The 26,280-nt window shown below is 71.2% G+C and carries 23 protein-coding genes; 13 read left to right on the forward strand and 10 right to left on the reverse strand.

All coding sequences use genetic code 11. The annotated features are described in order from the left end of the window. The first annotated feature begins 97 nt into the window (after positions 1-97). The 5 genes from ACSDR0_RS21515 to ACSDR0_RS21535 are packed head-to-tail and all read left to right on the forward strand — an operon-like array spanning position 98 to position 5,835. On the forward strand, positions 98-1,621 hold the full coding sequence (locus ACSDR0_RS21515) for an ABC transporter ATP-binding protein (RefSeq protein ID WP_435290725.1): 1,524 nt from the start codon (positions 98-100) through the stop codon (positions 1,619-1,621). A 37-nt stretch (positions 1,622-1,658) separates the two neighbouring features. After that, entirely contained in the window at positions 1,659-2,807 is a 1,149-nt protein-coding gene (locus ACSDR0_RS21520) for an ABC transporter permease (protein ID WP_435290649.1), read from the forward strand. Next, a complete protein-coding gene (locus ACSDR0_RS21525; RefSeq protein ID WP_435290650.1) occupies positions 2,804-4,084 on the forward strand; it encodes an ABC transporter permease in 1,281 nt (426 codons plus the stop codon). The genes ACSDR0_RS21520 and ACSDR0_RS21525 overlap by 4 nt, the downstream gene beginning before the upstream one ends. Before the next feature lie 36 nt (positions 4,085-4,120). Next, entirely contained in the window at positions 4,121-4,552 is a 432-nt protein-coding gene (locus ACSDR0_RS21530; protein WP_435290651.1) for a cytidine deaminase, read from the forward strand. A gap of 2 nt (positions 4,553-4,554) precedes the next feature. Continuing rightward, the gene (locus tag ACSDR0_RS21535) at positions 4,555-5,835 is read left to right on the forward strand and encodes a thymidine phosphorylase (protein WP_435290652.1); all 1,281 of its coding nucleotides are present in this window, start codon (positions 4,555-4,557) and stop codon (positions 5,833-5,835) included. 130 nt (positions 5,836-5,965) lie between these two features. On the opposite strand, the gene ACSDR0_RS21540 is transcribed toward ACSDR0_RS21535, so the two are convergent. Continuing rightward, positions 5,966-6,487, reverse strand: coding sequence for a MarR family winged helix-turn-helix transcriptional regulator (locus ACSDR0_RS21540; protein WP_435290653.1), 522 nt, complete (start codon positions 6,485-6,487; stop codon positions 5,966-5,968). 141 nt (positions 6,488-6,628) lie between these two features. On the opposite strand from ACSDR0_RS21540, the gene ACSDR0_RS21545 reads away from it, so the two are divergent. From ACSDR0_RS21545 to ACSDR0_RS21565, 5 genes are all read left to right on the forward strand, one after another. Then, positions 6,629-8,047: an MFS transporter gene (locus ACSDR0_RS21545; RefSeq protein ID WP_435290654.1), complete on the forward strand. Its 1,419-nt coding sequence runs from the start codon at positions 6,629-6,631 to the stop codon at positions 8,045-8,047. Positions 8,048-8,372: 325 nt separating this feature from the next. Continuing rightward, positions 8,373-8,978, forward strand: a complete 606-nt coding sequence (locus ACSDR0_RS21550; protein WP_435290655.1) for an AMIN-like domain-containing (lipo)protein — start codon at positions 8,373-8,375, stop codon at positions 8,976-8,978. A gap of 137 nt (positions 8,979-9,115) precedes the next feature. Continuing rightward, positions 9,116-9,472 (forward strand): cupin domain-containing protein, encoded by a 357-nt coding sequence (locus ACSDR0_RS21555; protein WP_435290656.1) that lies wholly within the window; start codon positions 9,116-9,118, stop codon positions 9,470-9,472. A gap of 168 nt (positions 9,473-9,640) precedes the next feature. Next, positions 9,641-10,720 (forward strand): adenosine deaminase, encoded by a 1,080-nt coding sequence (locus tag ACSDR0_RS21560; protein WP_435290657.1) that lies wholly within the window; start codon positions 9,641-9,643, stop codon positions 10,718-10,720. A gap of 32 nt (positions 10,721-10,752) precedes the next feature. After that, positions 10,753-11,562, forward strand: coding sequence for a PH domain-containing protein (locus ACSDR0_RS21565; RefSeq protein WP_435290658.1), 810 nt, complete (start codon positions 10,753-10,755; stop codon positions 11,560-11,562). Positions 11,563-11,600: 38 nt separating this feature from the next. On the opposite strand, the gene ACSDR0_RS21570 is transcribed toward ACSDR0_RS21565, so the two are convergent. The 4 genes from ACSDR0_RS21570 to ACSDR0_RS21585 all read right to left on the reverse strand — a co-directional run bounded on the left by ACSDR0_RS21570 (position 11,601) and on the right by ACSDR0_RS21585 (position 16,225). Beyond that, entirely contained in the window at positions 11,601-13,244 is a 1,644-nt protein-coding gene (locus ACSDR0_RS21570; protein ID WP_435290659.1) for a phospho-sugar mutase, read from the reverse strand. Positions 13,245-13,535: 291 nt separating this feature from the next. Then, entirely contained in the window at positions 13,536-14,339 is an 804-nt protein-coding gene (locus ACSDR0_RS21575) for a purine-nucleoside phosphorylase (RefSeq protein ID WP_435290660.1), read from the reverse strand. A gap of 82 nt (positions 14,340-14,421) precedes the next feature. Continuing rightward, positions 14,422-15,630, reverse strand: a complete 1,209-nt coding sequence (gene chrA, locus ACSDR0_RS21580) for a chromate efflux transporter (RefSeq protein WP_435290661.1) — start codon at positions 15,628-15,630, stop codon at positions 14,422-14,424. A gap of 142 nt (positions 15,631-15,772) precedes the next feature. After that, on the reverse strand, positions 15,773-16,225 hold the full coding sequence (locus ACSDR0_RS21585) for a gamma-glutamylcyclotransferase (protein ID WP_435290662.1): 453 nt from the start codon (positions 16,223-16,225) through the stop codon (positions 15,773-15,775). 153 nt (positions 16,226-16,378) lie between these two features. Here ACSDR0_RS21585 and ACSDR0_RS21590 point away from each other — a divergent pair, with 153 nt between their 5' ends. Next, complete coding sequence (locus ACSDR0_RS21590) at positions 16,379-17,773, forward strand: NAD(P)H-quinone dehydrogenase (RefSeq protein ID WP_435290663.1); 1,395 nt, start codon at positions 16,379-16,381, stop codon at positions 17,771-17,773. 40 nt (positions 17,774-17,813) lie between these two features. On the opposite strand, the gene ACSDR0_RS21595 is transcribed toward ACSDR0_RS21590, so the two are convergent. Both ACSDR0_RS21595 and ACSDR0_RS21600 read right to left on the reverse strand, forming a co-directional pair. Continuing rightward, positions 17,814-18,146: a nuclear transport factor 2 family protein gene (locus tag ACSDR0_RS21595; RefSeq protein ID WP_435290664.1), complete on the reverse strand. Its 333-nt coding sequence runs from the start codon at positions 18,144-18,146 to the stop codon at positions 17,814-17,816. A 73-nt stretch (positions 18,147-18,219) separates the two neighbouring features. After that, on the reverse strand, positions 18,220-19,005 hold the full coding sequence (locus ACSDR0_RS21600) for an SDR family oxidoreductase (RefSeq protein WP_435290665.1): 786 nt from the start codon (positions 19,003-19,005) through the stop codon (positions 18,220-18,222). Positions 19,006-19,117: 112 nt separating this feature from the next. On the opposite strand from ACSDR0_RS21600, the gene ACSDR0_RS21605 reads away from it, so the two are divergent. After that, positions 19,118-19,618, forward strand: a complete 501-nt coding sequence (locus ACSDR0_RS21605; protein WP_435290666.1) for a winged helix-turn-helix transcriptional regulator — start codon at positions 19,118-19,120, stop codon at positions 19,616-19,618. A gap of 56 nt (positions 19,619-19,674) precedes the next feature. Here the strand turns inward: ACSDR0_RS21605 and ACSDR0_RS21610 are convergent, their stop codons facing one another. The 3 genes from ACSDR0_RS21610 to ACSDR0_RS21620 form a co-directional block, all read right to left on the reverse strand. After that, positions 19,675-20,874, reverse strand: a complete 1,200-nt coding sequence (locus tag ACSDR0_RS21610; RefSeq protein ID WP_435290667.1) for a pentapeptide repeat-containing protein — start codon at positions 20,872-20,874, stop codon at positions 19,675-19,677. A 197-nt stretch (positions 20,875-21,071) separates the two neighbouring features. Continuing rightward, a complete protein-coding gene (locus tag ACSDR0_RS21615) occupies positions 21,072-21,464 on the reverse strand; it encodes a VOC family protein (protein WP_435290668.1) in 393 nt (130 codons plus the stop codon). Positions 21,465-21,678: 214 nt separating this feature from the next. Then, positions 21,679-23,712, reverse strand: coding sequence for a beta-galactosidase (locus ACSDR0_RS21620; protein ID WP_435290669.1), 2,034 nt, complete (start codon positions 23,710-23,712; stop codon positions 21,679-21,681). Positions 23,713-23,910: 198 nt separating this feature from the next. Between ACSDR0_RS21620 and ACSDR0_RS21625 the strand changes: the two genes are divergently transcribed. After that, positions 23,911-26,274 (forward strand): TIM-barrel domain-containing protein, encoded by a 2,364-nt coding sequence (locus ACSDR0_RS21625; RefSeq protein WP_435290670.1) that lies wholly within the window; start codon positions 23,911-23,913, stop codon positions 26,272-26,274. Positions 26,275-26,280: the final 6 nt, after the last annotated feature.

Raw genomic sequence — 26,280 nt, forward strand, 5'->3', positions numbered from 1 at the left:
GTACTAATGAGGGGCCCGGCGGACATTTCCCCCGGGCCCTTTTGTCCTCTCTGACCATCACGTTCCGTATCAGGGCATCCGTACGGAGGAGGCCGTCATCAGCACCTCGGCACCGGCCGTCGAACTAGAGGGAATCACCAAACGATTCCCCGGCGTCGTCGCCAACCGCGACATCTCCCTTTCCGTACGGCAGGGGCACGTGCACGCCGTCGTCGGCGAGAACGGCGCGGGCAAGTCCACCCTCATGAAGATCCTGTACGGCATGCAGCGCCCGGACGAGGGGCAGATCCGCGTCAACGGCAAGGACGTGAGCTTCCGCTCCCCCGCGGAGGCGATCGCCGTGGGCATCGGCATGGTCCACCAGCACTTCATGCTGGCCGACAACCTGACCGTCCTGGAGAACGTGATCCTCGGCAGCGAGCCCCGCAAGGGCGGGGTCGCCCTCGACTTCGGCACCGCGCGAAGGAGGATCCGCGAGATCTCCGACTCCTACAGCCTCGGCATCGACCCCGACGCCACCGTCGAGGACCTGGGCGTCGGGGCCCGCCAGCGGGTGGAGATCCTGAAGGTCCTCTACCGGGGCGCCCGGATCCTCATCCTGGACGAGCCGACCGCCGTGCTCGTGCCGCAGGAGGTCGACGAGCTCTTCGCCAACCTGCGCGAGCTGGTCCGCGAGGGGCTGACGATCATCTTCATCTCGCACAAGCTGGACGAGGTGCTCTCGGTCGCCGACGCCATCACCGTCATCCGGCGCGGCACGACCGTGGCCAGCGTGAATCCCAAGGACGTGACCGCCAGGCAGCTGGCCGAGCTCATGGTCGGCAGCGAGCTGCCCAGCCCGGAGACCCGCGAGTCCACGGTCACCGACGTGGTGGCGCTGTCGGTGCGCGGCCTGAACGTCCACTCGGCCGAGGACCGCTGCGTCGTGGACGGCGTCACCTTCGACATCCGCAAGGGCGAGGTGCTCGGCATCGCCGGAGTCGAGGGCAACGGCCAGGCCGAGCTGGTCGAGGCCATCATGGGCATGCGCGCGGCCGAGGGAGAGATCCGCCTCGGCGAGCACGACATCTCCGCCTGGACGACGCTGCGCCGCCGCGAGGCCGGCATCGGCTACATCCCCGAGGACCGCCACCGGCACGGCCTGCTGCTCGAGGCCCCGCTCTGGGAGAACCGGATCCTCGGTCACCAGACCCGGCGGCCCAACGTCAAGGGCCCCTGGATCGACCGTGCGGGAGCACGCGAGGACACCCGGCGCATCGTCGAGCAGTACGACGTCCGGACGCCGGGCATTGACGTGGACGCCGCGGCCCTGTCCGGCGGCAACCAGCAGAAACTGATCGTCGGCCGGGAGATGAGCGGGGAGCCCGTCTTCCTGATCGCGTCCCACCCGACGCGCGGCGTCGACGTGGGCGCCCAGGCCGCGATCTGGGACCACCTGCGCGCGGCGCGTGCCGCGGGCCTGGCGGTCCTGCTGATCTCGGCCGACCTCGACGAGCTCATCGGCCTGTCGGACACCCTGAAGGTGATCCTGCGCGGCCGGATCGTCGCCGAGGTGGATCCCAAGGACGTGACACCCGAGCAGCTCGGTTCGGCCATGACGGGTGCTGGAGAGGCGGCATGAACACCCACGTAGCGCACACGCCCCCGGGGACGCGCGGATGAACCAGGAAAAGTCCACCTTCGCCGACCGGCTGCTCGGACGGGTCTCGCCGGCGGGGTTGCTCTCGCTCGCCGCCCCGCTCGTCGCCATCGTGTTCGCCGCGCTGATCACCATGGTCATCCTGGCGATGACCGGCGCCCCGCCGCTCGACACGCTGGTCGTCATGGGCGAGTACGGTGTCCGGCCGCGCTCGATCGTGCTGACCCTGAACGCCGCGACGTACTACTACCTGTCCGCGCTCGCGGTGGCGATCGGGTTCAGGATGAACCTCTTCAACATCGGCGTCGACGGCCAGTACCGCCTGGCGGCGCTCACCGCGGCGGCCGTGGGCGGCGCGGTCACCCTGCCCGCCCCGTTGCACGTCGCGCTGATCATCTTCGTCGCCGTGCTGGTCGGCGCCGGATGGGCCGCGATCGCCGGGCTGCTCAAGGTGCGGCGCGGGGTCAGCGAGGTCATCTCCACGATCATGCTGAACGCCATCGCCACCGCTCTCGGCGCCTGGTTGCTCAACAAGGAGCGCCTCGCGGTCGAGGTCGCGGGCAGCAACAACATCGGCACCAAGCCGATCGGCCCCTCCGGCCAGGTGCCCGGCCTGGAGATCATCGCTGGCACCCAGACGAAGGTGTTCGGCCTGATCATCCTGTCGGTCGTGATGGGCATCCTCTACCACGTGGTGATCAACCGGACCCGTTTCGGCTTCGACCTGCGTGCCACCGGCCGCTCGGAGTCGGCCGCGGTGGCCAGCGGCGTCAACGTCAAGAAGATGATCCTCATCTCGATGATCCTGTCCGGCGCGATGGCGGGCCTGGTCGGCATGCCGCAGCTGCTCGGAGCCTCCTACAGCTACAGCCTGGACTTCCCCACCGGGCTCGGCTTCACCGGCATCGCGATCGCGCTGCTCGGCCGCAACCACCCGGTCGGCATCGCGTTCGGCGCCCTGCTGTGGGCCTTCCTCGACACCTCGGCGGGCATCCTGCAGATCAAGAAGATCTCCCCGGACATCGTCACCATCATGCAGGGCACGATCGTGCTCTCGGTGATCATCGCCTACGAGCTGGTCCACCGCTACCAGATCTCCGCCGAGCAGCGCCGGGTGAGCCGCCAGCTGGCGGGCACCACCCCGACCAGGGAAGGAACGCCGGCATGAGCCAGGGCGCCCTCGCCACCCCGGAGGCTCCCTTCCTGGAGCCGAAGACCCCCGCACGCAAGTTCAGGCTCACCTGGCGGGTCCTGCTGCTCGCCCTCGGCGCGCTCGTCCTGCTGCTCTCGTTCGCGCGGACCGTCACCGGCGCCGTCGACCTCACCTCCGCGGGCGCGATCAACGCCTCCGTCGCGCTGGCCATCCCCATCGGCCTGGCCGGTCTGGGCGGCCTGTGGGCCGAGCGGGCCGGGGTGGTCAACATCGGCCTCGAAGGCATGATGATCCTGGGCACCTGGTGCGGCGCCTGGGGCGCGCTCCAGTTCGCCAACCCGTGGGCGGGCGTCGTCGCGGGCGCGATCGGCGGGGCCCTGGGCGGCCTGCTGCACGCGATCGCCACCGTGACGTTCGGCGTCGACCACATCATCTCGGGTGTCGCGATCAACATCCTGGGCCTGGGCGTCACCCAGTTCCTGTCCAAGGTCACCTTCGCCGAGATGCCGGGCGGCGGCGACTCCCAGTCGCCCCCCGTGCCCAAACCCGGCGTGGTGAGCGTGCCGTGGATCGGAGACCCGCTCAGGACGCTGGAGGCCAAGCAGTGGTTCCTGCTGTCGGACGTGGCGGGCATCCTGCGCGGCCTGACCACGAACGTCTCGCTGCTGACGATCCTGGCGATCCTGCTCGTCCCGCTCTCGTACTACCTGCTCTGGCGTACGGCGTTCGGCCTGCGCCTGCGCTCCTGCGGGGAGAGCCCGGTGGCCGCGGAGTCGCTGGGCGTCAACGTCTACACCTACAAGTACATCGCGGTGCTCGTCTCCGGCGCCCTGGCGGGCATAGGCGGCGCGTTCCTGGCACAGGTGGCCGCCAGCGCCTACCGCGAGGGACAGACCGGCGGGCGCGGCTTCATCGGCCTCGCCGCCATGATCTTCGGTAACTGGCGGCCGGGAGGGCTGGCCGGGGGCGCCGTGCTGTTCGGCTACACCGACGCGCTCCAGCTGCGCAGGGGCGGCGAGTCGGTGCACGCGCTGCTGCTCGTGGTGACGATCCTGCTCGTCGGGGTGGCCGTCTACCAGCTCGTACGGCAGAACCGGACGAGGGCGGCCCTGGTCACCGGGGTCGCGGCGGTCGCCGTGTTCGTCGTGTTCGCGCTGACCGACACCGTCCCCTCCGAGTTCACCTCCGTCACCCCGCACATCACCACGCTGCTGGTGCTGTCGCTGGCGGCGCAGCGGCTTCGCGCTCCCGCCGCCATCGGTGTGGCGTACCGCAGAGGGCAGGGTAAGTGACCATCACACGCGCACCTCACGAGCGGATCTGATTCGATGAACACCGAGACGAGCCCCGAGACAGGCCCCGAGGCGGGCATCGACTGGGGGGCACTCAAGGCCGAGGCCGTACGGGCGATGGGGCACGCCTACGCCCCCTACTCCAAGTTCCCGGTCGGCGCCGCCGCGCTGGTGGACGACGGGCGGATCGTGTCCGGCTGCAACGTCGAGAACGCCTCCTACGGTCTCGGGCTGTGCGCCGAGTGCGGCCTGGTGTCCTCGCTCCAGGCCACGGGCGGCGGCCGTCTCGTCGCGTTCACCTGCGTCGACGGGCACGAGGAGCTCCTCATGCCGTGCGGCAGGTGCCGCCAGCTCCTGTACGAGTTCGGCGGCCCCGAGCTGCTGCTGGAGACCATTGACGGCCCGAAGCCGATGGCGGAGATCCTTCCCTACGCCTTCGGGCCCGACGACCTGAGCCGGGGGGCCTGAGCATGGACGCGATCGACGTCATCGTCACCAAGCGGGACGGCAGGGAGCTGTCGGCGGAGCAGATCGACTGGGTGATCGACGCCTACACCAAGGGTGCCGTCGCCGACGAGCAGATGTCCGCGCTCGCGATGGCGATCCTGCTCAACGGCATGAACCGGCGGGAGATCGCCGGGTGGACCCAGGCCATGATCCGCTCCGGGGCCAGGATGGACTGGTCGTCGCTGCCGGGCCCCACCACCGACAAGCACTCCACCGGCGGCGTCGGCGACAAGATCACGTTGCCGCTGGCACCGCTGGTCGCCGCGTGCGGAGGATACGTGCCCCAGCTGTCCGGCAGGGGACTCGGCCACACCGGCGGCACCCTGGACAAGCTGGAGTCCATCCCGGGCTGGCGGGCGTCCCTGTCCAACGACGGGATGCTCGACGTGCTCGACAAGGCCGGGGCGGTCATCTGCGCGGCGGGCGACGGTCTCGCCCCCGCCGACAAGAAGCTGTACGCGCTCCGCGACGTCACCGGCACCGTCGAGTCGATCCCGCTGATCGCCTCCTCGATCATGTCGAAGAAGATCGCGGAGGGCACCGGCGCGCTCGTCCTGGACGTCAAGGTCGGCTCCGGAGCCTTCATGAAGAACGTGGAGCAGGCCCGCGAGCTGGCCACGACCATGGTCGAGCTCGGTACCGACGCCGGGGTCAACACGGTCGCGCTGCTGACCGCGATGGACCGGCCGCTAGGCCGGGCCGTGGGCAACGCCCTGGAGGTCGTCGAGTCGGTCGAGGTGCTCGCCGGAGGCGGGCCCGCCGACGTGGTCGAGCTGACCGTGCGGCTGGCGCGGGAGATGCTCCAGGCGGCGGGGCTGTCCGGGGGCAAGGATCCCGAGCGCGCCCTCGCGGACGGCTCGGCGATGGACGCCTGGCGCCGGATGATCGCCGCTCAGGGCGGCGACCCCGACGCCCTGCTGCCCAGGGCCGCCGAGACCATGGAGATCACCGCTCCCTCGTCCGGCGTGCTGTCCAGGCTCGACGCGTACGGCGTGGGCCTGGCGGCCTGGCGGCTCGGCGCGGGCCGGGAGCGCAAGGAGGATCCGGTGTCGTTCGGCGCGGGCATCACGTTGCACGCCAAGCCGGGGGACCTGGTCCGCGAGGGGCAGCCGCTGATGACGCTGCACGCCGACGAGACCTCGCGCTTCGAGCGGGCGCTCGCCGCGCTGGAAGGCGCCTACACCGTCGCGGGGGCCGCCGACCCGGACCTGCTGCCCCTGGTGATCGACCGCGTCACCGCCTGACGCGGGGACGCCTTCGCGTCGAAGAGCCGGGAGGAGCGGGACGCTTTCGCACCGGGGAGCGGGGGTCGGGAGAAGCGGGACGCCTTCGTGTCGGGGAGCGGGACGTCTTCGCGCCGGGGAGCCGGGAGGGTCAGGAGGACGCCCGGAGGGCGGTGGGGGCGGACAGGCGCGGGCGGGGCACGTCGCCGTCGTGCCCGTCGTCGTCTTCCCGGGTCTTCCCGCCGTGCTTCCGGCTTTCGCCGGTTTCCTCCCCGTCCCACTCCCGGCCCTGCTCGCGGGCCGGTGAGCCGAAGATCTCGCCGATCACGGCGCGGTGGGTGGGCGAAGCGGTGGCGTGACGCGCGCGGCCGTCGTCGGTGATGCCGACGAAGATGCCGCGCCGGTCGTCCTCGCAGATGCAGCGGGTCACCAGGCCCGCCTTCTCCAGGCGGGCGATCAGCCGGGAGCAGGCGCTCTGGCTCAGGTGGACGGCGTCGGCGATCTCCTGAACCCGGTATTTGCCCTGGCCGCCCTCGACCATCCGCTCCAGGACCTCGAACTCGCTCATGCCGAGCCGGTGCCGTTCGGAGAGCTCACGCTCCAGCGCGCAGGCGGTGGCGGCGTACTTGGCGAGCACCTCACGCCACGCGTGGACGGAGTCCTCCTCGTTCATGCCGCGGATCGTACCATGCGTGAACATTAAATGCACAGGAATTAAATGCCTTTGCATTAGATGCGTCTGCATGTATTGTCGGACGACATGACGACCCCTTCACCGGCCTCAACAGCTCCACCCGATCCGTCGGCCTCACCTGTGTCACCATCCGACGAGCGCTGGGGCGCGGGCATGTGGGCCGCGCTCACCGTGCTCTGCGCCGTGATCTTCCTTGACGCCCTGGACGTCTCGATGGTGGGAGTCGCCCTGCCGTCCATCCAGGCGGACCTGGGGCTGTCCACGTCCTCCCTGCAGTGGGTGGTCAGCGGCTACGTGCTCGGCTACGGCGGGCTGCTCCTCCTCGGCGGCAGGACCGCCGACCTGCTCGGGCGTCGCAGGGTCTTCCTGGTCGCCCTCGCGGTCTTCGCCGTGGCCTCGCTCCTCGGCGGCCTCGTCAACGACGGCACGCTGCTGATCGCGGCCCGCTTCGTCAAGGGCGTCAGCGCCGCCTTCACCGCGCCCGCCGCGCTGTCCATCATCACCACCACCTTCGCCGAGGGACCTGCCCGCAACAGGGCTCTCAGCGTCTTCACCGCCTCCGGGGCCAGCGGTTTCTCCCTGGGCCTGGTCATCTCCGGATTCTTGACCGAGCTCGGCTGGCGCTGGACGTTCCTCATGCCCGTCCCCGTCGCGATCATCGCGCTGGTCGCGGCCCTGAAGTTCCTTCCCAAGCAGCGGGAGGAGCGCGCGGAGGGCGGCCACGACCTCATCGGCGCCGTCACCATCACCGGCTCCATGCTGCTGCTCGTCTACGCCGTGGTGGAGGCGCCCGACGCGGGCTGGGGGTCGCCGCGCACGATCGCCTCGCTGCTGGGAGCCGCCCTGCTGCTCGCCGCCTTCGTTTTCACCGAGCAGCGCGTCAAGCACCCGCTGGTACGCCTCGGCATCCTGCGCTCCGGCCCGATCGTCCGCGCCAACCTGGGGCTTGTGATCCTGTTCGGCTCCTACGTCGGCTTCCAGTTCGTCGCCATGCAGTACTTCCAGAACTTCCTGCACTGGTCGGCCCTGGAGACCGCACTGGCCTTCCTGCCCGCCGGGCTCCTGGTGGCGGTGACCTCCACCAGGATGGGCAAGCTGGCCGACCGGTTCGGCACCGCCCGGCTGATCGTGATCGGCTCGGCGGCCCTGGCGGCCGGGTACGCGTTCTTCCTCAGGGTGAACGGCGACCCCAGCCTGGCCACCCTGATCATCCCCGGCATGGTCCTGCTGGGCATCGCGTTCGCCCTCTCCTTCCCGTCGCTGAACATCCAGGCCACCAACGGAGTGGCCGACGACGAGCAGGGGCTGGCCTCCGGCCTGTTGAACACCTCGGGGCAGGTCGGCGGGGCGGTCGTGCTGGCCGTCGTGACGGCCGTCCTCACCTCGGGCACGGGCGCCGACCCGATCGGCACCTTCCGCGCCGCCATCACGGTCTCGGGAATCCTCGCCCTGGTCGGCCTGGCGATCGCCCTCACCGGCCTCCGCGCCCGCCGCGCGCCCGTCGAGGTGGAGGGGGAGAGGGTGCTGGAGACCGTCTAGCCGTCCAATGCCCCCGTCCCATACGGGGACGGGGACGGGGGCAGGGACGAGGGCTGCCGCCGCCGGACACCGGGGCCCGGCGGCGGCGGCCCTTGGCGCTCCCGGAGCGCCTTTCCCCGGAACCTTCTCCCTCGGCCCGCCTTTCTCCGGGGCGTCCTCCCTCGTGACGGCGATGCCGGTGCTCCGCCCCGCCACCTTTCCCGCCGCGATCCGGGTGCTTGACTCCCCCCTCGACAAGGTGTCACGATCCGGCCAGGGCGCATGTGGACGGCCGGGGGTGAACCTCTCCGGAGACCTGAGCATCTAACGGGGCAGGAGGCTCACCATGAACCGCACGCTCGTTCCCCTCGCGCTCGTCCCCCTGTTCCTGCTCGCGGCCGGTTGCGGCTCGGCCACGCAGACCGCGACCCCGTCGCCTGGAGGCCCGGTGACCACGGCCCCGGCGGATCCGGTGGCCACGCCGACCCCCACGCCCTCCGCCGTTCCGGCCGGGCTGCTCCCCCCGACGAGCACCAAGGAGATCGAGGTCGACCGCACCACCGCCACCCAGCCGATCGTCACCGGGGCCAGGTTCGCCGAGCACCGGGGGTACGACCGGGTGGTGATCGACCTCAAGGGTGAGCTGCCCGGCTACACCGCGCGGTGGGTGCCCGAGCTCGTCCAGGACGGCTCGGGAGACCGGGTCGACGTCAAGGGCGGCGCCTACCTGCAGCTGACGATCACCCCGGCCGTCGCGCACACCGAGGCGGGCAAAACAACCTGGAAGGGCGGCCCGATCTTCCAGGCCCAGCTGGGCAACGTCCAGAACGTGGTCAAGATAGGCGACTTCGAGGGCGTGGTGAGCGTGGGCGTCGTCCTCGACCGCAAGGCGCCGTTCCGGGTGCTGGAACAGCAGAGCCCGAACCGGCTGGTCGTCGACATCGCGCACTGAGAGCGCCGAGAGCACCGAGGGCACCGAGGGCGCTGAGGGCATCGGGGCGCTGAAGGCGCGGGGGGTGCCGAGGGCACGGGGAACGCCGGAAGGCGCCGTGAGGCGCCGTACACCGAGACCGGTGACAGACTGGTCCGATGGTACGCAAAATCGATAGCGCGACACGGATTCCCGTCCCGGGCGGCAAGACGATCGACGAATACGTCGGCCTGGCCAACAGCGGTGACGCCCAGATCTCGATCGCGCACATGAAGGCCCCGGCCGGCTGGGACGAGCCCGCCCAGACCCCGGAGTTCGCCGAGTACACGCTGGTACTCAAGGGCACCGTCATCGTGGAGCACGACGTAGGCACGACCGAGGTCGGCGTGGGGCAGGTGTTCGTGTGCGAGCCGGGCGAGCGGATCCGCTACCGCTCCGGCCCCGACGGCGCCGAGTACGTCGCCGTCTGCCTGCCCGCCTTCTCCCCGGAGACCGTCAACCGCGAAGGCGAGTGACGGGCGGCATCCGGTGACGGTTCGTCACGTGCCGATCCCGGCGTCTCCGTACCGGGATCGGCGCGACGTCCCTCCGGATGGGACACCCGTGTGAACATTCCGAGGCCGGACCGGGGCGGCGTTTCCTCACAGGCCGACTGGTCAGGCCCCCGACGGTAAGGTTGCCAAATGAGTCAGTTACCCACTTTCGAGCAGATCCGCCTTGCTCCGAAGGTGTTGCTCCACGACCACCTCGACGGTGGCCTGCGGCCGGAGACCATCATCGACCTGGCCCGCGAGTCGGGCTACGACAGGTTGCCCGCGACCGAGACGGAAAGCCTGCGCGCCTGGTTCAGGGAATCCGCCGACTCCGGCTCCCTGGAGCGTTACCTGGAGACCTTCGATCACACGGTCGGCGTCATGCAGGCGCGCGAGGCGCTGGTCAGGGTCGCCGCCGAATGCGCCGAGGACCTGGCGGACGACGGCGTGGTCTACGCCGAGGTGCGTTACGCGCCCGAGCAGCACACCTCCGCGGGCCTGAGCCTCGAAGAGGTCATCGAGGCCGTGCAGGAAGGCTTCAGCGCCGGTTCCGAGGGCCGTGGCATCCGGGTGGGCACGCTGCTCACCGCCATGCGCCACCAGGCCAGGTCCATGGAGATCGCCGAGCTCGCGGTCCGCTACCGCGACGCCGGGGTGGTCGGGTTCGACATCGCCGGCGCGGAGGCGGGCTACCCTCCCACCCGCCACCTCGACGCCTTCGAGTACCTCCAGCGGGAGAACGCCCACTTCACCATCCACGCCGGTGAGGCGTTCGGCCTGCCGTCGATCTGGCAGGCGATCCAGTGGTGCGGCGCCGACCGGCTCGGTCACGGCGTACGGATCATCGACGACATCTCCGTCCAGAGCGACGGGGAGCCCAAGCTGGGCCGCCTGGCGGCCTATGTCCGCGACAAGCGGATCCCGCTGGAGATGTGCCCGACGTCCAACCTGCAGACCGGTGCGGCGGCCTCCATCGCCGAGCACCCGATCGGCCTGCTGCGCCGCCTGAACTTCCGGGTCACCGTCAACACCGACAACCGGCTGATGAGCGGTACGTCCATCTCCGAGGAGTTCGCCAAGCTGTCGGAGGCGTTCGGTTACGGCTGGGACGACATGCTGTGGTTCACCGTCAACGCCATGAAGTCCGCGTTCCTGCCGTTCGACGAGCGACTGTCGCTCATCAACGGCGTCATCAAACCAGGTTTCGCCCGCCTCAAGTGGCAGGCGTGAACGGGCTCGTACGAGTGAAGTGAGCTTTTCCGATGAAGCAGGTGTTCCGCTCCACCCTCGCGATGATCGTCGGCTGGGTCTGGATGGCCTTCGCCGCGTTCAACGCGGTCGATCTGATCGTCCGCTACAGCGGTCAGACGTCGATGGTCGCCGCGGCGGTGCTGGGGGTGCTGACCGCGCTGGTCTTCGTCGCCTGCCTGCGCCCGGCGGTCATCCTGTCCGAGGAGGGCGTCCGGGTCCGCAACCCGTTGAGGAACGCCTTCGTGCCCTGGCGGGACGTGGACGAGGTCACGGTCTCCCACTCGATCACGATCACCTCCGGTGACGAGAGCATCCGCTGCTGGGTGCCGCAGACCACGGCCCGCGAGCGGGCGGCGGCCGTACGCAGGGGGAACCCCGCCTCCGTGCCCGCGCGGGGCCGTTTCAAGACCGAGCCGGTCCGCTCGAAGGGCGAGCAGGCCGCCGCCGCGGCGCTGTCGGGCAAGACCCATACCGACTGGGTGGCCGAGCAGATCACCGAACGCGCGCAGGCCGCCAGGCGCGCGGCCGCGGTGGCTGCGGCCGCGGCCGCGAAGGAGAGCGTGACCCCGGTGGCGGCGGAGGCTCCGGCGGTGACCGGGGTCGTCAAGGAGAGCGGGGTCGCGAAGGAGACCGGGGGCGCCAGGGTGACCGAAACTCCGGCGGTGACCGAGGCCTCGGCGGCGAGCGAGGTGGAACGCGAGGCCGGGACCGCCACCGGCACCGCGACCAAGACCGGCGCGCTCAAGGTGACCTGGGCGCCGAGCGCCCTGGCGGCCTTCGCGGCCGTGGCCCTGCTGGTGGTCGCCGCCTTCCTCGTCTGACCGGCTCGACGGCGCCTTTCGCCTCGGCCCCGGTGGGGTCAGAGGCCGAGGGCTCCGGTGAGGTCGGCCTTCAGGGCGTCGAGATCCCGGACGGCCTGCGTGCGGGCGGCGGAGACCTCGCCGGTCACCGGCACCACGACCTCCAGATAGCACTTGAGCTTGGGTTCGGTACCCGAGGGGCGGACGACGACCCGGGCGCCCCCGGCCAGGCGGTAGCGGACGCCGTCGGTGGGCGGCAGCCCGCCCGTGCCGAGGCTCAGGTCGTCGGCCGCCTCGACCTCGCGACCGCCGAGCCGCGCGGGCGGCGTGGCGCGCAGGCGGGCCATGGCCCCGGTGATCAGTGACAGGTCGGCCACCCGGAACGACAGCTGGGACGTGGCGTGCAGGCCGTGACGGCGTGCCAGGTCGTCCAGGAGGTCGAGCAGGCCCCGGCCCTCCAGTTTGGCCCGCGCGGCGATCCCGGCCACGGTCAGCGCCGCGCCGATGCCGTCCTTGTCGTGCACGGGCAGTCCGAGGCCGGAGCCGACGCTGTACCCCAGCGCCTCCTCGTACCCGAACAGCAGCCCCTCGCCGGCCTTCATGATCCACTTGAAGCCGGTCAGGGTCTCGGCGTAGCGCACCCCGTGCCCGGCGGCGATCCTGCCGAGCAGGGACGACGACACGATGGTGGTCGCCACCAGGCGGCCGTCGCCCGAGGTCTGCCGGATCACGTGCTCGCCCAGCAGGGCGCCCACCTCGTCGCCGGTCAGCATCCGGTAGCCGCCGCCGGGCAGCGGCACGCCCACCGCGCAGCGGTCCGCGTCGGGGTCGTTGGCCAGCACCAGATCCGCGCCGACCCGCTCCGCGAGCTCCAGCGCGAGGTCCATCGCGCCGGGCTCCTCCGGGTTGGGGAAGGCGACGGTGGGGAAGTCGGGATCGGGTTCGGCCTGAGCCTCGACGATCGCGGGCGCGTCGAACCCCGCGGCGACGAAGGCCCTGGCCAGGGTGTCGCCGCCCACGCCGTGCAGCGGGGTGTACGCCACCCGCAGCCGGCGGGCGTCGCCGATCGGGAGCGCGGTCACCGCCTCCAGGTAGGCTTCCACGACGCCGTCGTCCAGCTCGATCCAGGCGGGGTCGCCGGGGGAGCCGAGGGGCAGCTCGGAGACCGGCCCCGTCGCGTCGATGGCGGCGGAGATCTCCGTGTCCACCGGCGGCACGATCTGGGAGCCGTCGCCCCAGTAGACCTTGTAACCGTTGTCGCGGGGCGGGTTGTGGCTGGCGGTGACGGTCACGCCCGCGTCGGCGCCGAGGTGGCGGACGGCGAAGGCCAGCACGGGGGTGGGCAGCGGCCGGGGGAGGACCGAGGCGCGCAGCCCGGCCCCGGTGAGCACGGCCGCGGTGTCGTGGGCGAAGGCGTCCGACTTGTGCCGGGCGTCGTAGCCGATCACGACGTGTTTGCCGGGACCGAGAACGCGGGCCAGCCCGGCCGCGGCGCGCATGACCGTCACCCGGTTCATCCGGTTGGGGCCGGCGCCCAGCTCGCCCCTGAGCCCGGCGGTGCCGAACTCCAGCCTGGAGCCGAACCGCTCGCGCAGCGCGTCGCCGTCGCCGCTCTCCAGTAGTTTCGCCAGCTCCGCGCGCGTGTCGGGGTCGGGGTCCTGGGCCAGCCAGGAACGGGCGAGCCCTGCGAGATCGCTGCTCATCGTCACCTCTCGGGGGCCTGCCCGCTCGCCGGGCCCGCTCCCTGTTGATCCCTGAAGCCAGGGTGATTCTCGAAAGCCGGATGTTTCCTCGAACGGGCCCGGCCGGGAGGGGATCCCCGGTGGAACCGATTCTCGCGGAGTGGCGTTCCCGCGGCCAGCCTGCGGACCCGCCAGCCTGCGGACCCGCCAGCCTGCGGACCCGCTCGCCCACGGACCTGCCCGCCCGTAGATCTACAGCCCGCGGATCTGCGGCCTGCCGACCTACAGCTTGCCGACCTGCGGCTCGCCGACTTACAGCTTGCCGACGACCTTGGCCAGCAGGCCGCCCATGCGCGTGGCGGTGGCGCGGCCGACCTCCAGCACCTCCTCGTGGTTGAGCGGTTCGCCCACGAGTCCGGCGCCCGGGTTCGTGACCAGGGAGATGCCCAGCACCTCGGCGCCGCCCTCGCGGGCCGCGATGGCCTCGAGCACCGTGGACATGCCCACCATGTCGCCGCCGAGGATGCGGCACATGCGGACCTCGGCCGGGGTCTCGTACGTCGGGCCGCGGAAGGCCACGTAGACGCCCTCGGCCAGCGACGGGTCGGCCTCGCGGGCCAGCTCGCGCAGGCGCGGGGTGTAGACGTCGGTGAGGTCGACGAAGGTGGCGCCGGTGATCGGGCTGGCACCGGTCAGGTTGATGTGGTCACTGATCAGCACCGCCTCGCCGACCTCCTGGGTCTCGGGGCGCAGGCCCCCGGCGGCGTTGGTCAGCACGACCGTGCCCGCCCCGGCCCTGATCGCGGTCCTCACGCCGTGCACGACCGGCTCCACGCCGCGGCCCTCGTAGAGGTGGGTGCGGCCGAGGAAGATCAGCACGTTCTTGCCGGACTCGGTCCGTACGGCGCGGATCCGGCCCGCGTGGCCCTCCACGGCGGGCGGCGCGAAGCCGGGCAGGTCGGTCACCGAGATCTCGGCGACCGTCTCGCCGATCGCGTCGGCGGCGGGGACCCAGCCGGAGCCCATCACCAGTGCGACGTCGAAGGAGTCCACGCCGACGGCGCTTCTCAGCGCGTCCGCGGCGTCGGTGGCGAGTGCATACGGGTCATTGGTCACGTCACTGAGCGTACCGGTCATCCGCCTTCGTGCCGCGCCGTGTCCCCTGCTCAGCGGAGGGCGCGGGGCCCGTCAGAGACGGTCAGCCGAGCCGGGTGACGGCCACCGAGACCAGGCCGACCGCGGCCCCCGCCGCGATCAGCCACGCCGAGTTCAGCTTCGTTCTCCACAGTGCCAGCAGCGTTCCGGCCGTCAGCGCCCAGGTGAGCGGATCGACCAGGGAGGTACGGCCGAGCTGGAGCGCGACCCCGGCCATCAGCGCCAGCGCGGCGGCGTTCACCCCGTCGAGCAGCGCGCTCGACCAGGCCTTCGACCTGATGCGGTCGGTGATCCTCGTGAGCAGCCCGACCAGCAGGAAGCTCGGCAGGAAGATCGCCACCGTGGCGAGGACCGCGCCCGGGACCCCGGCGACCAGGTAGCCGACGAAGGTGGCCGTGGTGAACACCGGGCCCGGGGTGAACTGGCCGATCGAGATGGCGTCGGCGAGCTGGGTGCCGGTGAGCCAGCCGAGCCGCTCGACGAAGTCGCCCTCCAGGAAGGCCAGCAGGACGTAGCCGCTCCCGTACAGGACGGCTCCGATCTTGAGCATGGTGAGGAAGAGGCGGAGCAGCTGGTCCGGGTCCTGGCCCCCGGTCAGGGCCAGCGGCGCCGCCAGCAGTGCCCGGACGGTCCGCGTGCCGTCCCCGGGCGGTTCCCCTCCGGGCCCGCGCGGGCGGGAACGCCAGGCAGAGGTCGTCCGCACCGCCACGGTCAGCAGGCCCCCGGCGGCGAGCAGGAGCAGCTCGTTCACGCCGAGCAGGTAGGCCGTCAGGACGCCTCCGGCCAGTATCCACAGGTACGTGGTCGCCAGCGCGGTGCGGACCAGGGAGAACAGGGCCCAGGCGATGATCGCGATGACGACGGGCCTGATGCCGTACAGGATCCCGGTGACCTCCGGGGTGCGGCCGTAGCGGACGTACAGGGCCGCCAGCGCGCCGACCATGAGCGCGGCGGGCAGGATGAAGCAGACTCCGGCGGACACCAGCCCGCGCCACCGGGCGCGCTCGTGGCCGATGTGGATGGCCAGCTCCGTGGAGGAGGGGCCGGGGATGAGGTTGGTCGCGCCGACCAGGTCGAGGAAGCGCTGCTCGGTCAGCCAGCCGCGCCGACGTACCACCTCGTCGTGCATCATCGCGATGTGCGCCGCGGGGCCGCCGAAGGCGATGACGCCCAGCCGCAGGAACAGCCAGGTCACCTCGCGCAGGGATGATCCGCGCCCGGTTCTTCCGTCTTCGGGAGGTACGTCATTCACCGTGGAATCATGACATTTTTCCAGGTGAAGGCGGGGTGCCATCCTGGTTAACTCCGCGATTCGCATCCCGCGCACGCTCGCGCGCGGCCGGTGACGAGTGGCGCCCTCGGGCCTCCCCGGGGGTTTCCCGGGGAGGTCGTCCTCAGCTTCCCAGGGAGGTGCAGGGACGGCCGCGCAGCGCCCTGACGTAGTCGTCGGGGGCGCCGGCGTTCTCGGCGGCCTCGGCCAGGATGCCGAGGTAGCGGGCCGAGGGCAGCCCGCCCTCGTACCCGTCGAGCACGTAGAACCACGCCACGACCTCGCCCTCCATGGTCTGCACCCGGAGTTTGACCTTGTGATAGAGGCCGCGCGCCGCGCCCTCCCACTGGTCGAGGGAGCTCTCGTCCCACTCGGGCACGTCGTAGAGGACGACGAAAACCTGGTCGTCAGGGTCTTCGACGATGGAGGCGAGCGCGCCCTCCCAGCCGAGATCGTTCCCGCCGAAGGTCAGGCGCCAGCCCTGGAGCCAGCCCGTCCCCCTGATCGGGGAGTGAGGGGCCCGCTGGGCCATTTGCTTCGGGTCCATGTTGCTGCCGTAAGCGGCGTAGACAGGCACGGTGACAAACACTAATCGAAGATCCGCTGGACACTCACCCGGCCTCGAAGCCACGCCGACGTCTGGTGGAATCGCGATGGTTTTGTGGGGCTTTCGTGGCTTAGGAGGGATGCCGAGCGATGTCCGGTCCCGTCGTGCGGGAGAATGGGCTATGTGACAAGGATAGTGATCATCGGTGGCGGTCCCGGCGGATACGAGGCGGCGCTGGTCGCCGCCCAACTGGGAGCGCAGGTCACCGTGGTCGAACAGGACGGCCCCGGTGGGGCCTGCGTCCTCACCGACTGTGTGCCGTCCAAGACGCTGATCGCCACCTCGGTGCGTAAGCAGGCGCTCCTCGACGCCAGCATGCTGGGCGTCCACTACACCGGTGGCCCCGACGGCGACGTCGGCGGTGTCATCGCCGACATGCCGCTGGTGAACAGGCGCGTCAAGGAACTCGCCCGCGCCCAGTCCGCCGACATCGCCGCCCGGCTGGCGGCGGAGGGCGTCGAGGTGGTCAGGGCCCCCGGGCGGCTGGTCGACCCGCAGGTGGTCAGGGCCGGAGACCGGACGATCCGCGCTGACGTCGTCATCGTGGCGACCGGCGCGACCCCGCGCATCCTGCCCGGCGCCGAGCCCGACGGCGAGCGCATCCTCACCTGGCGCCAGCTGTACGACCTGGAGGAGCTGCCCGAGCACCTCATCGTGGTCGGCTCCGGCGTCACCGGCGCTGAGTTCGCGGGCGCCTACCGCTCGCTGGGCTCCGAGGTCACCCTCGTCTCCTCCCGCGACCGCATGATGCCCAACGAGGACGCCGACGCCGCCGAGGTCCTCGAAGAGGTGTACCGGCGCCGCGGCATGAACGTCATGGGCCGCTCCCGCGCCGAGTCCGTCAAGCGCACCCCCGACGGCGTGGTCGTCACCCTGGAGGACGGCCGGACCGCCGAGGGCAGCCACTGCCTCATGACGGTCGGCATGGTCCCCAACACCGCGGGGATCGGCCTTGAGGAGGCCGGGGTCACCCTCGACAAGGGCGGTTTCATCCAGGTCGACAAGGTCTCCCGCACCTCCGCGCCCGGCGTCTACGCGGCCGGAGACTGCACCGGGGTCCTGATGCTCGCCTCCGTCGCCGCCATGCAGGGCCGGATCGCCGTCTGGCACGCTCTCGGCGAGGCCGTGCAGCCGCTCCGCCTGGCCACCGTGGCCTCCGCCATCTTCACCGACCCCGAGATCGCCGCCGTGGGCATCGCCGAGCGGGCGATCCAGAGCGGGGAGATCGAGGCCAACATCGTCAAGCTGCCGCTGGCCACCAACGCCCGCGCCAAGATGCAGGGTTTCAACGACGGCTTCGTGAAGCTGTTCTGCCGCCCGAACACCGGCATCATCCTCGGCGGCGTCGTGGTCGCCCCCCGGGCGTCGGAACTGATCCTGGCGGTCTCGGTGGCCGTGCAGCAGCGGCTGACGGTCGACCAGATCGCTCACACCTTCGCGGTCTACCCCTCACTGTCCGGCTCCGTCACCGAGGCCGCCCGCCGCCTCATGCAGCCCATGACCCCCAGCGGCATCTGACCCGCCCGTGTGATCTTGCTCCTGCCTGGGGGCCCCAGGGTCAGGGGCGGATGCGCAGGACGCGGACGCGCCCGTCGTCGCCGTACTCGAAATGGAACCGCAGGGACACCGGGCTGCCGGGGAAGTCGCCGGAGATGTCCGCGGTGGCCACGGTGGCGCCGCCGTCGGTGACGTCGGCGCCGGTGACGGTGTAGGTGACCTCGGGCACGCTGGTACGCCAGGCGCGGATCGAGGCGATGCCGTGGTGCTCGGCGCCCTCGTCCTCCACGGTCGCGTCGTCCGCGAACAGCGCGAAGTAGGCGTCCTGGTCGGGCAGGGCGGCCAGCTCGAAGTAGCGGCGGACGGCGCCGGGGATGGTGGGTGCGTCGGACATGGGGACGCTTCCTTCCGTGTCGGTGAGTGTCGGTGAGTGTCGATGGGCGGGATCAGACGGTCGTTGGGCGGGATCAGACGGTCGGCAGGGTGCCGCCGTCGATGACGTGCTCGGCGCCGACGATGGAGGCGGCGCGGTCGGAGACGAGGAACGCGACGAGCTCGGCGACCTCCTCGGGGAGGCTGGGACGGCCGAGAGGGATGCCTCCGAGGGAGTCCATCAGCTTTCGCAGCGCCGCCTGCCTGTCGATGCCGGAGCCGAGGGCGATGCGGTCGATGAGGTTCTCGGCGGCCGTCGTCCGGATGAAGCCGGGGGCGACGGAGTTGACCCGCACTCCGTGCGGGGCGACCTCGTTGGCCAGGCCCTTGCTGTAGACGGTCAGAGCCCCCTTGGCGGCGGCGTAGGCCAGCGTCGCGTCGTGCAGCGGCATCCGGCGCTGTATCGAGGAGACGTGCACGATCGCGCCGGAGCGGTTCTCGATCATCCCGGGCAGGAGCCCGCGGTCCAGGCGGACGGCGCCCAGCAGGTTGGTGTTGAGCTCCCTGTCCCACGCGTCGTCGTCCAGGGCGGCGAAGCCTCCGGCGGGCGCGTCGGAGCCGCCGAGGTTGTTGACCAGGATGTCGACGCCGCCGAGGCGGTCGAGGACCTGCTCGACGACGGTGGCGGTGCCTTCGCGGGTGGAGACGTCGGCCGCGATGAACAGCTTGGGGTCGACGTCGTCCGGCCGGGTGCGGGCGGTCACCAGCACGGTGGCACCGGCCCGCGCGAGGCGCCCGGCGATGGCGGCGCCCGTGCCCCTGGTGCCGCCGGTGACCAGGGCGCGCCTCCCGTCGAGGGAGTCGCTGATGGAGGTCTCCACGATGTGCTCCGTCCCGGGTGCGGGCATGGCAGTGCCCGCACCTCCAGTAGCTGCTAAACTAGAAGTAAGTCACTTCGACTTTAGCAGTAACAATCCAGGGAGGGGCACAGTGGTGAGCCGGATCAGGCTGGAAGATCGTGAATGTCCGCTGTCGACGACGGTGGCCCACGTCGGGGAGTGGTGGACGCTGCTGATCCTGCATGACGCCTTCGACGGCTACACCCGCTTCGACGAGTTCCAGGAGAACCTGGGCATCTCCTCCAGCATGCTGACCAGCCGCCTGAAGTCCCTCGTCGCCGACGGGCTGATGGAGCGCCGCCCCTACCAGAGCAACCCCACCCGCCACGAGTACGTCCTGAGCGAGCTGGGCCGGTCCCTGCGCCCGGTGATCGTCGCCCTGGCGGCCTGGGGCAACTCCCGGCTCGACCCCTCGCAGCGCAGCATGATCCTCGTCGACGCCGCCACCGGCCAGGAGGTCGAACCCGCCGTCGTCGACGCCGCCACCGGCCGCCGCCTCGACTCCAGCGAGGAGTTCGTCTTCACCGCCGGCCCCGTCGCGAGCGAGGCCATGCGCGCGCGCTACCCCCGCCGTACCTCCGGGGACGGCCGCTGACCTTGCGGACCTGTCTTCGTCCGGGCCCTGTCAGCGGACTCTCTGCCTGGGGCCCATCAGTGGACGCGGGAGCGGAGACGGCTCAGGGCGGCCCTGCCGTCCTGGACGGCGCGGGCCACGAAGTGCAGTTCCGGGGCGCGGCGGGCGACCAGAAGAGCCTGCTTGGCCGCCTCGTAGGCGTCGAGGGCGAGGCGCCAGTCGCGGTCGGCGGTCATGCCGCCTCGCCCGCTGACCTGGAACTCGTAGTCGAGCTGGTCGATCTCCTCGCCCAGCCGGGTGATGTCCTCCTCGGCGCCGTGCCGCATCAGGGCGAACTGGGCGTTGCGCCGGGTCCGCCGCTGGGCGCTGACACCCCAGGCCACCACGGTCAACGCCAGGCCCACCGCGCTGAGCACGACCATGACCAGCCCCACGGACGGGCCGCCGCTCCGGGCGGGCTCGTCCTCTCGCGGAGGGTCCGTCTCCTTGGTCCCGAAGATGTCCAGGTCAGGCAGCGAGGTCGGCACCGCGACGGTGATGCCCGTGGGGGTGCCCTTGGAGCCGGTGAGGTCGACGTCGTCGGCCTGGACGAAGGACGCGTCCTCGACCAGCGCGCCGGTGAAGTCGGCGCCGTCCAGCTCGGCCTGGGTGAACTCGACCTCGCTCACGTCGGCGTCCTTGAACGTGGCGTTGCGCAGGTTCGCCTGGCTCATCTTGGCCTCGCGGAGCTTGGCCCTGGTGAAGTCGGCCTTGCGCGCCTTGAGCTGGCCGGGGGTGCTCTCCTCCAGGTCGGCGTCGATCAGCTTGGCGTTGGTGAAGTCGACCTGGGTCAGCTCGGCCCTGGTCAGGGTCGCCCCGGTCAGGTTCGCGTGCGGGAACTCCGCCTGCCCCGCCTCGGCGTCGATCAGGATCGCGCCCCGCAGGTCGGCGTGGTCGGCGTGCATCTGTCCCAGGTCGGCCTCGGTGAAGTCGGCGCCCCGCAGGTCGGCGTACTTCAGTGTGGCCTGCGTGAGGTTGGCCTGCTTGAGCGAGGCGTCGCGCAGGATCGCTCCGGTGAGGTCCTTCTGGAGCAGCTCCACGCCGTCCAGCTTGGCCTTGGTCAGATCGGCGCAGCGCAGGTCGGCGGGGAGCTGGGCGCCCCGGGTGAAGTCCTTGCCTCGCAGGTTGACGCCCTGACCGGGCCTGCACGGCCCGCTCTCGGCCTGGGCGGGAGAGATCACTGTCCCCGACAGCGCGAAGATCGCGACGATGAGAGCCAGGGGGATGGAACGACGCACGGGAGCCTCCTTCAAAGCAGCCCCGATCGTGTCAGCGGACCATTGCATCACGCTAGACACCCGCTTGCACCTTTTCTGTCGGGTGCCCGCGTTCTGCTGGGTGCTCCCGTTCTGCTTGGTGCTCGCGGGCGGACCTCGCGGCGGGATCCGCTTTCCACCGGGATCCGCTCTCGCCGCGTGACGGCCGCCGTCCGCGCTCAGGCCGGGCCGAGCAGGTCCCACCGGTTGCCGGCGATGTCCAGGAAGACGGCGACCCGCCCGTAGGGCTCGGTGCGCGGCGCGGTCACGAACTCGACGCCGGCCGCCACCATCCGCGCGTGAGCGGCGTCGAAGTCGTCCGCCCGCAGGAAGAACCCCACCCGCCCGGCGAACTGCTCCCCGACGGCGGCGGCCTGGCGCTCGCCGTCGGCGCGGGCGAGGAGGATGCCGGTCTCGCCTCCCGGTGGCCGGACGACGACCCACCGCTTCGGGCGGCCGTCGTTCGTCAACGACGGCGAGTCCTCGACCAGCTCGAAGCCCAGGGCGTCGGTGAAGAACTCGATGGCCGGGTCGTAGTCCTCCACGACGATCGCCGCCAGATCTATCCGCATCTTCATGATCGTAAGTCTTACCGATGATCCGTACGGGCGGGTGCCTCTTGAACCCTTGCCACGTCTGGTCAGGCGACGACGGTCGGTAGGTCCTCTCACGGCTGCCGGTTTCCAGGACAGAGCCGCCGTGCCAAGAGCCGACGTAGACGTGGCGGATCGTGGGCGACCCCCGGGCCCGGCATCGTCTCTCCGGGGTCGGTGAGGATCGCAACGATCAAGGCTCCGAGTCGCCGTGTACTCGTACGGAGAAACCGCCCGGGGGCAGGCGCAGGCCCTCTACCTCGTGTTCCTTGTCGTCGTGGTTGATGGCGAAGAGCCACTCGCCGCGCCGGACGAGTTCCACGGGGGCCGGTTCCAGGCCCAGCAGGCGGGCGTAGGCGTCGTCGGACAGGCGGGTGGAGACGTAGAGGGCGGTGCCGGAGCCGTACGGGTGGCGGGTGATGGCCGGTTGTCCGGCGAGCGGGGTGCCGGAAGCGTGCGGGCCGGTGTAGACGGTCAGGGCCTCGGCGCCTTCCAGGTGGACGTGCTCGCTCCAGAACGTTCCGGTCTCCGGCCGGTCGTCGGGAGCATCTGGAACGGACAGGGTGAGGGCGACGCCGGGAGGGAGGGGGTGGACCTCCTCGACGCGGATGCCGAGGAGGTCGCGCAGGGCGCCGGGGTAGCCGCCGAGACGGATACGGGCGTGTTCGTCGGCGACGCCGCTGAGGTAGGAGACCACGAGGGTGCCGCCGCCCGAGACGTAGTGGCGCAGGTTGGCGGCGTCGGCGTCCGAGATGAGATACAGGGCGGGGACGAGCACGAGCGGGTACGCCGACAGGTCGGCCGAGGGGTGGACGAGGTCGGCGGTGACGCCGTGCCGGTAGAGCACCCGGTGTGCCTGGCGCACGGTCTCGGCGTAGTTCAGCTCGGTGGAGGGCAGGCCGGGGGACTGGAGTGCCCAGCCCGCCTCGGCGTCCCAGAGGATCGCGGCCCCGGCCTCGACGGGGGCCGCGCAGGCGTCCGTCAGGGACGGCAGGAGCGCGCCCAGGTCGCAGATCTCGCGGAAGATCCGCGAGTCGGGCCCGGCGTGCGGGACCATGCCGCCGTACCAGAGTTCGGCGCCGCCCCGGGAGGCCCGCCACTGGAAGAACATGGCCCCCCGCGAGCCGCGCGCGATGTGCGACAGGCTCAGCCTGGTGATCTCACCGGGGCGCTTGGCGAGCATCCGGGGGCCGGTGTAGGTGACCACCGCCTGCTCCATCAGCAGCCAGGGTTTTCCGGGGGCCGCACCGCGCCCAGGGGTACGCTCCGGGGTCGGACTCGGGACGTGTGCCGGGTCGGCGGTCGGGCTGCGTGCCGGGTCGGCGGTTGAACCACGTGCCGGGTCCGAGGCCCAGCCGCGGGCCAGGTCGGCGGCGAAGGCGGTCTCGGCGGGCGGGTCGGCCGACGGGTAGTGGTCGATCGCCACCAGGTCGACCTCGGCCGCCCAGTGGCGGTGGTTCACCGGCACCCAGTCGCCGAGGACGAAGTTCGTGGTGACCGGGACGCCGGGGGTGAGCTCGTGCAGCACCGCCCTCTGCTCGCGGAAGTGGCCGAGCATCGCGTCGGAGACGAACCGGCGGAAGTCGAGGACCTGGGAGGGGTTGGGCAGGTACTGGGTGGCGCGGGGCGGGGTGATCTGCTCCCACGCCGAGTAGTGCTGGCTCCAGAACGAGGTGGTCCAGGCGTCGTTCAGCGCGTCCAGGGTGCCGTGCCGCGCGCGCAGCCAGGTCCTGAAGGCCGAGGCGGCGTGGTCGCAGTGGCAGGTGGTGCCGTACTCGTTGTGGACGTGCCACATGGCGAGCGCGGGGTGGTCGCGGTAGCGCTCGGCGAGGGCACGGGCGATGCGGACGGAGGCGGCGCGGTAGGCGGGGGCGTGCACGCAGTAGGTGTCGCGGCTGCCGTGGGTGAGCCGGTTGCCGTCGGCGGTGACGGTGAGGGCGTCGGGGTGGGCCAGACCGAACCAGGGCGGCGGGGACGCGGTCGGGGTGGCGAGGTCGACCCGGATGCCGCCGTCGTGCAGCAGGTCGAGGACGCGGTCGAGCCACCCGAAGTCGTGGACGCCGGGTGACGGCTCCAGCCGGGCCCAGGAGAACACCCCGACGCTGACCAGGTTGACCCCGGCCCGCCGCATCAGCGCGACGTCCTCCTTCCAGACCTCCCGGGGCCACTGCTCGGGGTTGTAGTCCCCGCCGTAGCACAGCCCGCCCGATCGTCCAGGCCAGTCCACGGCTCTCCTTTGTTTGGATGGTAACTAAACTAACTATCACGGGTCGCTGGTCCCGTTCAAGGGCGCGGACTCCTGCCTTCCAACTCGCGGGCTCCCGGCTTCCAGATCACCTCGCCCGCGGCAGGTCGGGCCATTGACGTTTGTTGGTTTGGACGTAAAACTAATTCAGCAAACGGAAGCCTGAGCGCTGGAGTCCCCATGCCTTACCGCCCTCCTTTGGTCGCGCACGAGTACTTCGTCGCCGATCCGCCGGAGCTGCCTGTCCGCTCGCACGGTGAGCGGGGTCTGTCGGTGCTGATCTCGGCGGAGCCGGTCGCCTCCGACGAGGCCGGGGTGATTTTGAAGGCCGTGACCTCGGCGGAGGAGACGCTCCTGGTCCAGGTGGGTGTGGCGGGCGAGGGCGTGATCCGGGTCAGGCTCGGGCAGGACGCGGACGCGCGGACCAGGTCGGCCGCCGCGATCTCCATGGTCACGCCGGGCGAGTTCGCCGGGGCGCGGGTGGAGAGCCGCGACGGGACGATCCTGCTCGACGCGGGCTCGCTCCGCGCGGAGATCACCTTGGCCCCCTGGCACCTGAGGTTCACCGACGCGAGCGGGGCGCCGCTGCTGGAGCAGGACCGGGGGCACACCGACATCAGCGGCCGGTTGCGCACGCTGCCGTTCGGCCGCTCCAGCTCGGGCGGCACGGTGGTCGGCTACCACGAGAGCTTCGCGGCCCCCGCAGACGAGTCGTTCGGCGGGTTCGGCGAGTCGTTCACCCGGCTCGACAAGCGCGGTCAGCGGCCGGTGATGTGGAACTTCGACGCGTTCGGCGCGGAGTCGCAGCGGGCGTACAAGAACGTCCCGTTCTACCTGTCCAGCAGGGGTTACGGCGTGCTGGTGGACAGCGGGACGCCGGTGGAGTTCGACGTGTGCCAGTCCACGCACAGCTGCGTGCAGATCGTGGTCCCCGACGACCTGATCGACTACTACGTGATCGCCGGGCCCACCCCCTCCGACGTGCTCGACCGGTACGACCTGCTGACCTGCCGCCCGCTGCTCCCGCCGAAGTGGGCGTTCGGCACCTGGATCTCCTCGGGGTTCTTCGTCGACACCCAGGAGCGGGTGATGGCCAGGGCGCGGCGGATCCGCGAGCGGGGGATCCCGTGCGACGTGCTGCACCTCGACACGTACTGGCAGACGGACGGGCACTGGTCCGACCTGCGCTGGGACGCGGAGGGCTTTCCCGACCCGGCGGGCATGCTGGCCGAGCTGGACACGATGGGCTTCAAGGTCTGCCTGTGGATGAACCCGTACATCTCCCATCTCAGCCCGGCCTTCCCGCACGCCGCCGAAAGCGGATATTTCCTTAAAAAGCCTGATGGCGAGGTCTACGTGGCCGACTGCTGGCACGGCTCCTACCCGGCCTGCGGCATCGTCGACTTCACCAACCCCGCCGCCGTGGAGTGGTTCAAGGGACTGCTCCGCCCGCTGCTCGAACAGGGCGTCCAGGTCTTCAAGACCGACTTCGCCGAGGGCGTGCCGCACGACGCGGTCGCGGCCAACGGCATGTCGGGCACCGATCTGCACAACGTCTACACGCTGCTGTTCAACGACGCCGTCTCCGAGGTGACCCGGGAGGTCGCCGGGCACGGCATGGTGTGGGCGCGCTCGTCGTTCCTCGGCGGGCAGCGGCACTCGGCGCAGTGGAGCGGCGACACCTACACCAGCTACGCCGCGATGGGCAGCACGCTGCGCGGCGGGCTGGCGCACGGGCTGTCCGGCGTCCCGTTCTGGAGCCACGACGCGGGCGGGTTCACCGGCCGCCCCACCGACGACCTGTACGTCAGGTGGACCCAGTTCGGCGCGCTCTCCCCGCTGCTGCGCCTGCACGGCACCACCAGCCGGGAGCCGTGGGAGTTCCCCGAGGTCGAGGCGGAGGCGGTCGAGGCGCTGAGGCTGCGCTACCGGCTCATGCCGTACATCTACACGGCGGCCGTCGAGGCCGCCAGGACCGGGGCCCCGATGATGCGGGCGCTGTGCGTGGACTACCCGGACGACCCGGTGGCCTGGCAGGCGGACCTGCAGTATCTCCTCGGCCGCGACCTGCTGGTGGCGCCGATGACCTCACCGGAGCAGGTCAGGAAGGTCTACCTGCCCGAAGGGGAGTGGGTGGACCACTGGACGGGCGAGATCCTGCCCGGCGGCCGGTACGTCACGGTCGCCACGCCGCTGGACCGCGTCCCGCTCTTCGCCCGGCGCGGCGCGATCGTTCCCGTCCTCGCCGAGCCGGACGGAACCGTCGGGGACGGGCCGTTCGGCGAGATCATCCTGGTCGCGTACGGCGTCGGCGGTGACTCCGGCCCGTATACCGGCTTCCGCTCCGGCTCCGGTTCCGGCTCCGATGCCGGCTCCGGGGAAAGCGGCGAGATCCGTACCACCGTCTCCGACCTCGACGGGGACACCACGATCACCGCGGTCCCCGACGGGGAGGGCCTGCGGGTGACCGTCTCGGGGAGCGCGCGGATCGCGGGCGTCGAGCTGGTGGGGTCCGGCGTCCCGATCGTCATCACCACCATCTAGGAGAAG

This window comes from Streptosporangium sp. G11, assembly GCF_051192615.1.
In the GTDB taxonomy this organism is placed as follows: domain Bacteria; phylum Actinomycetota; class Actinomycetes; order Streptosporangiales; family Streptosporangiaceae; genus Streptosporangium.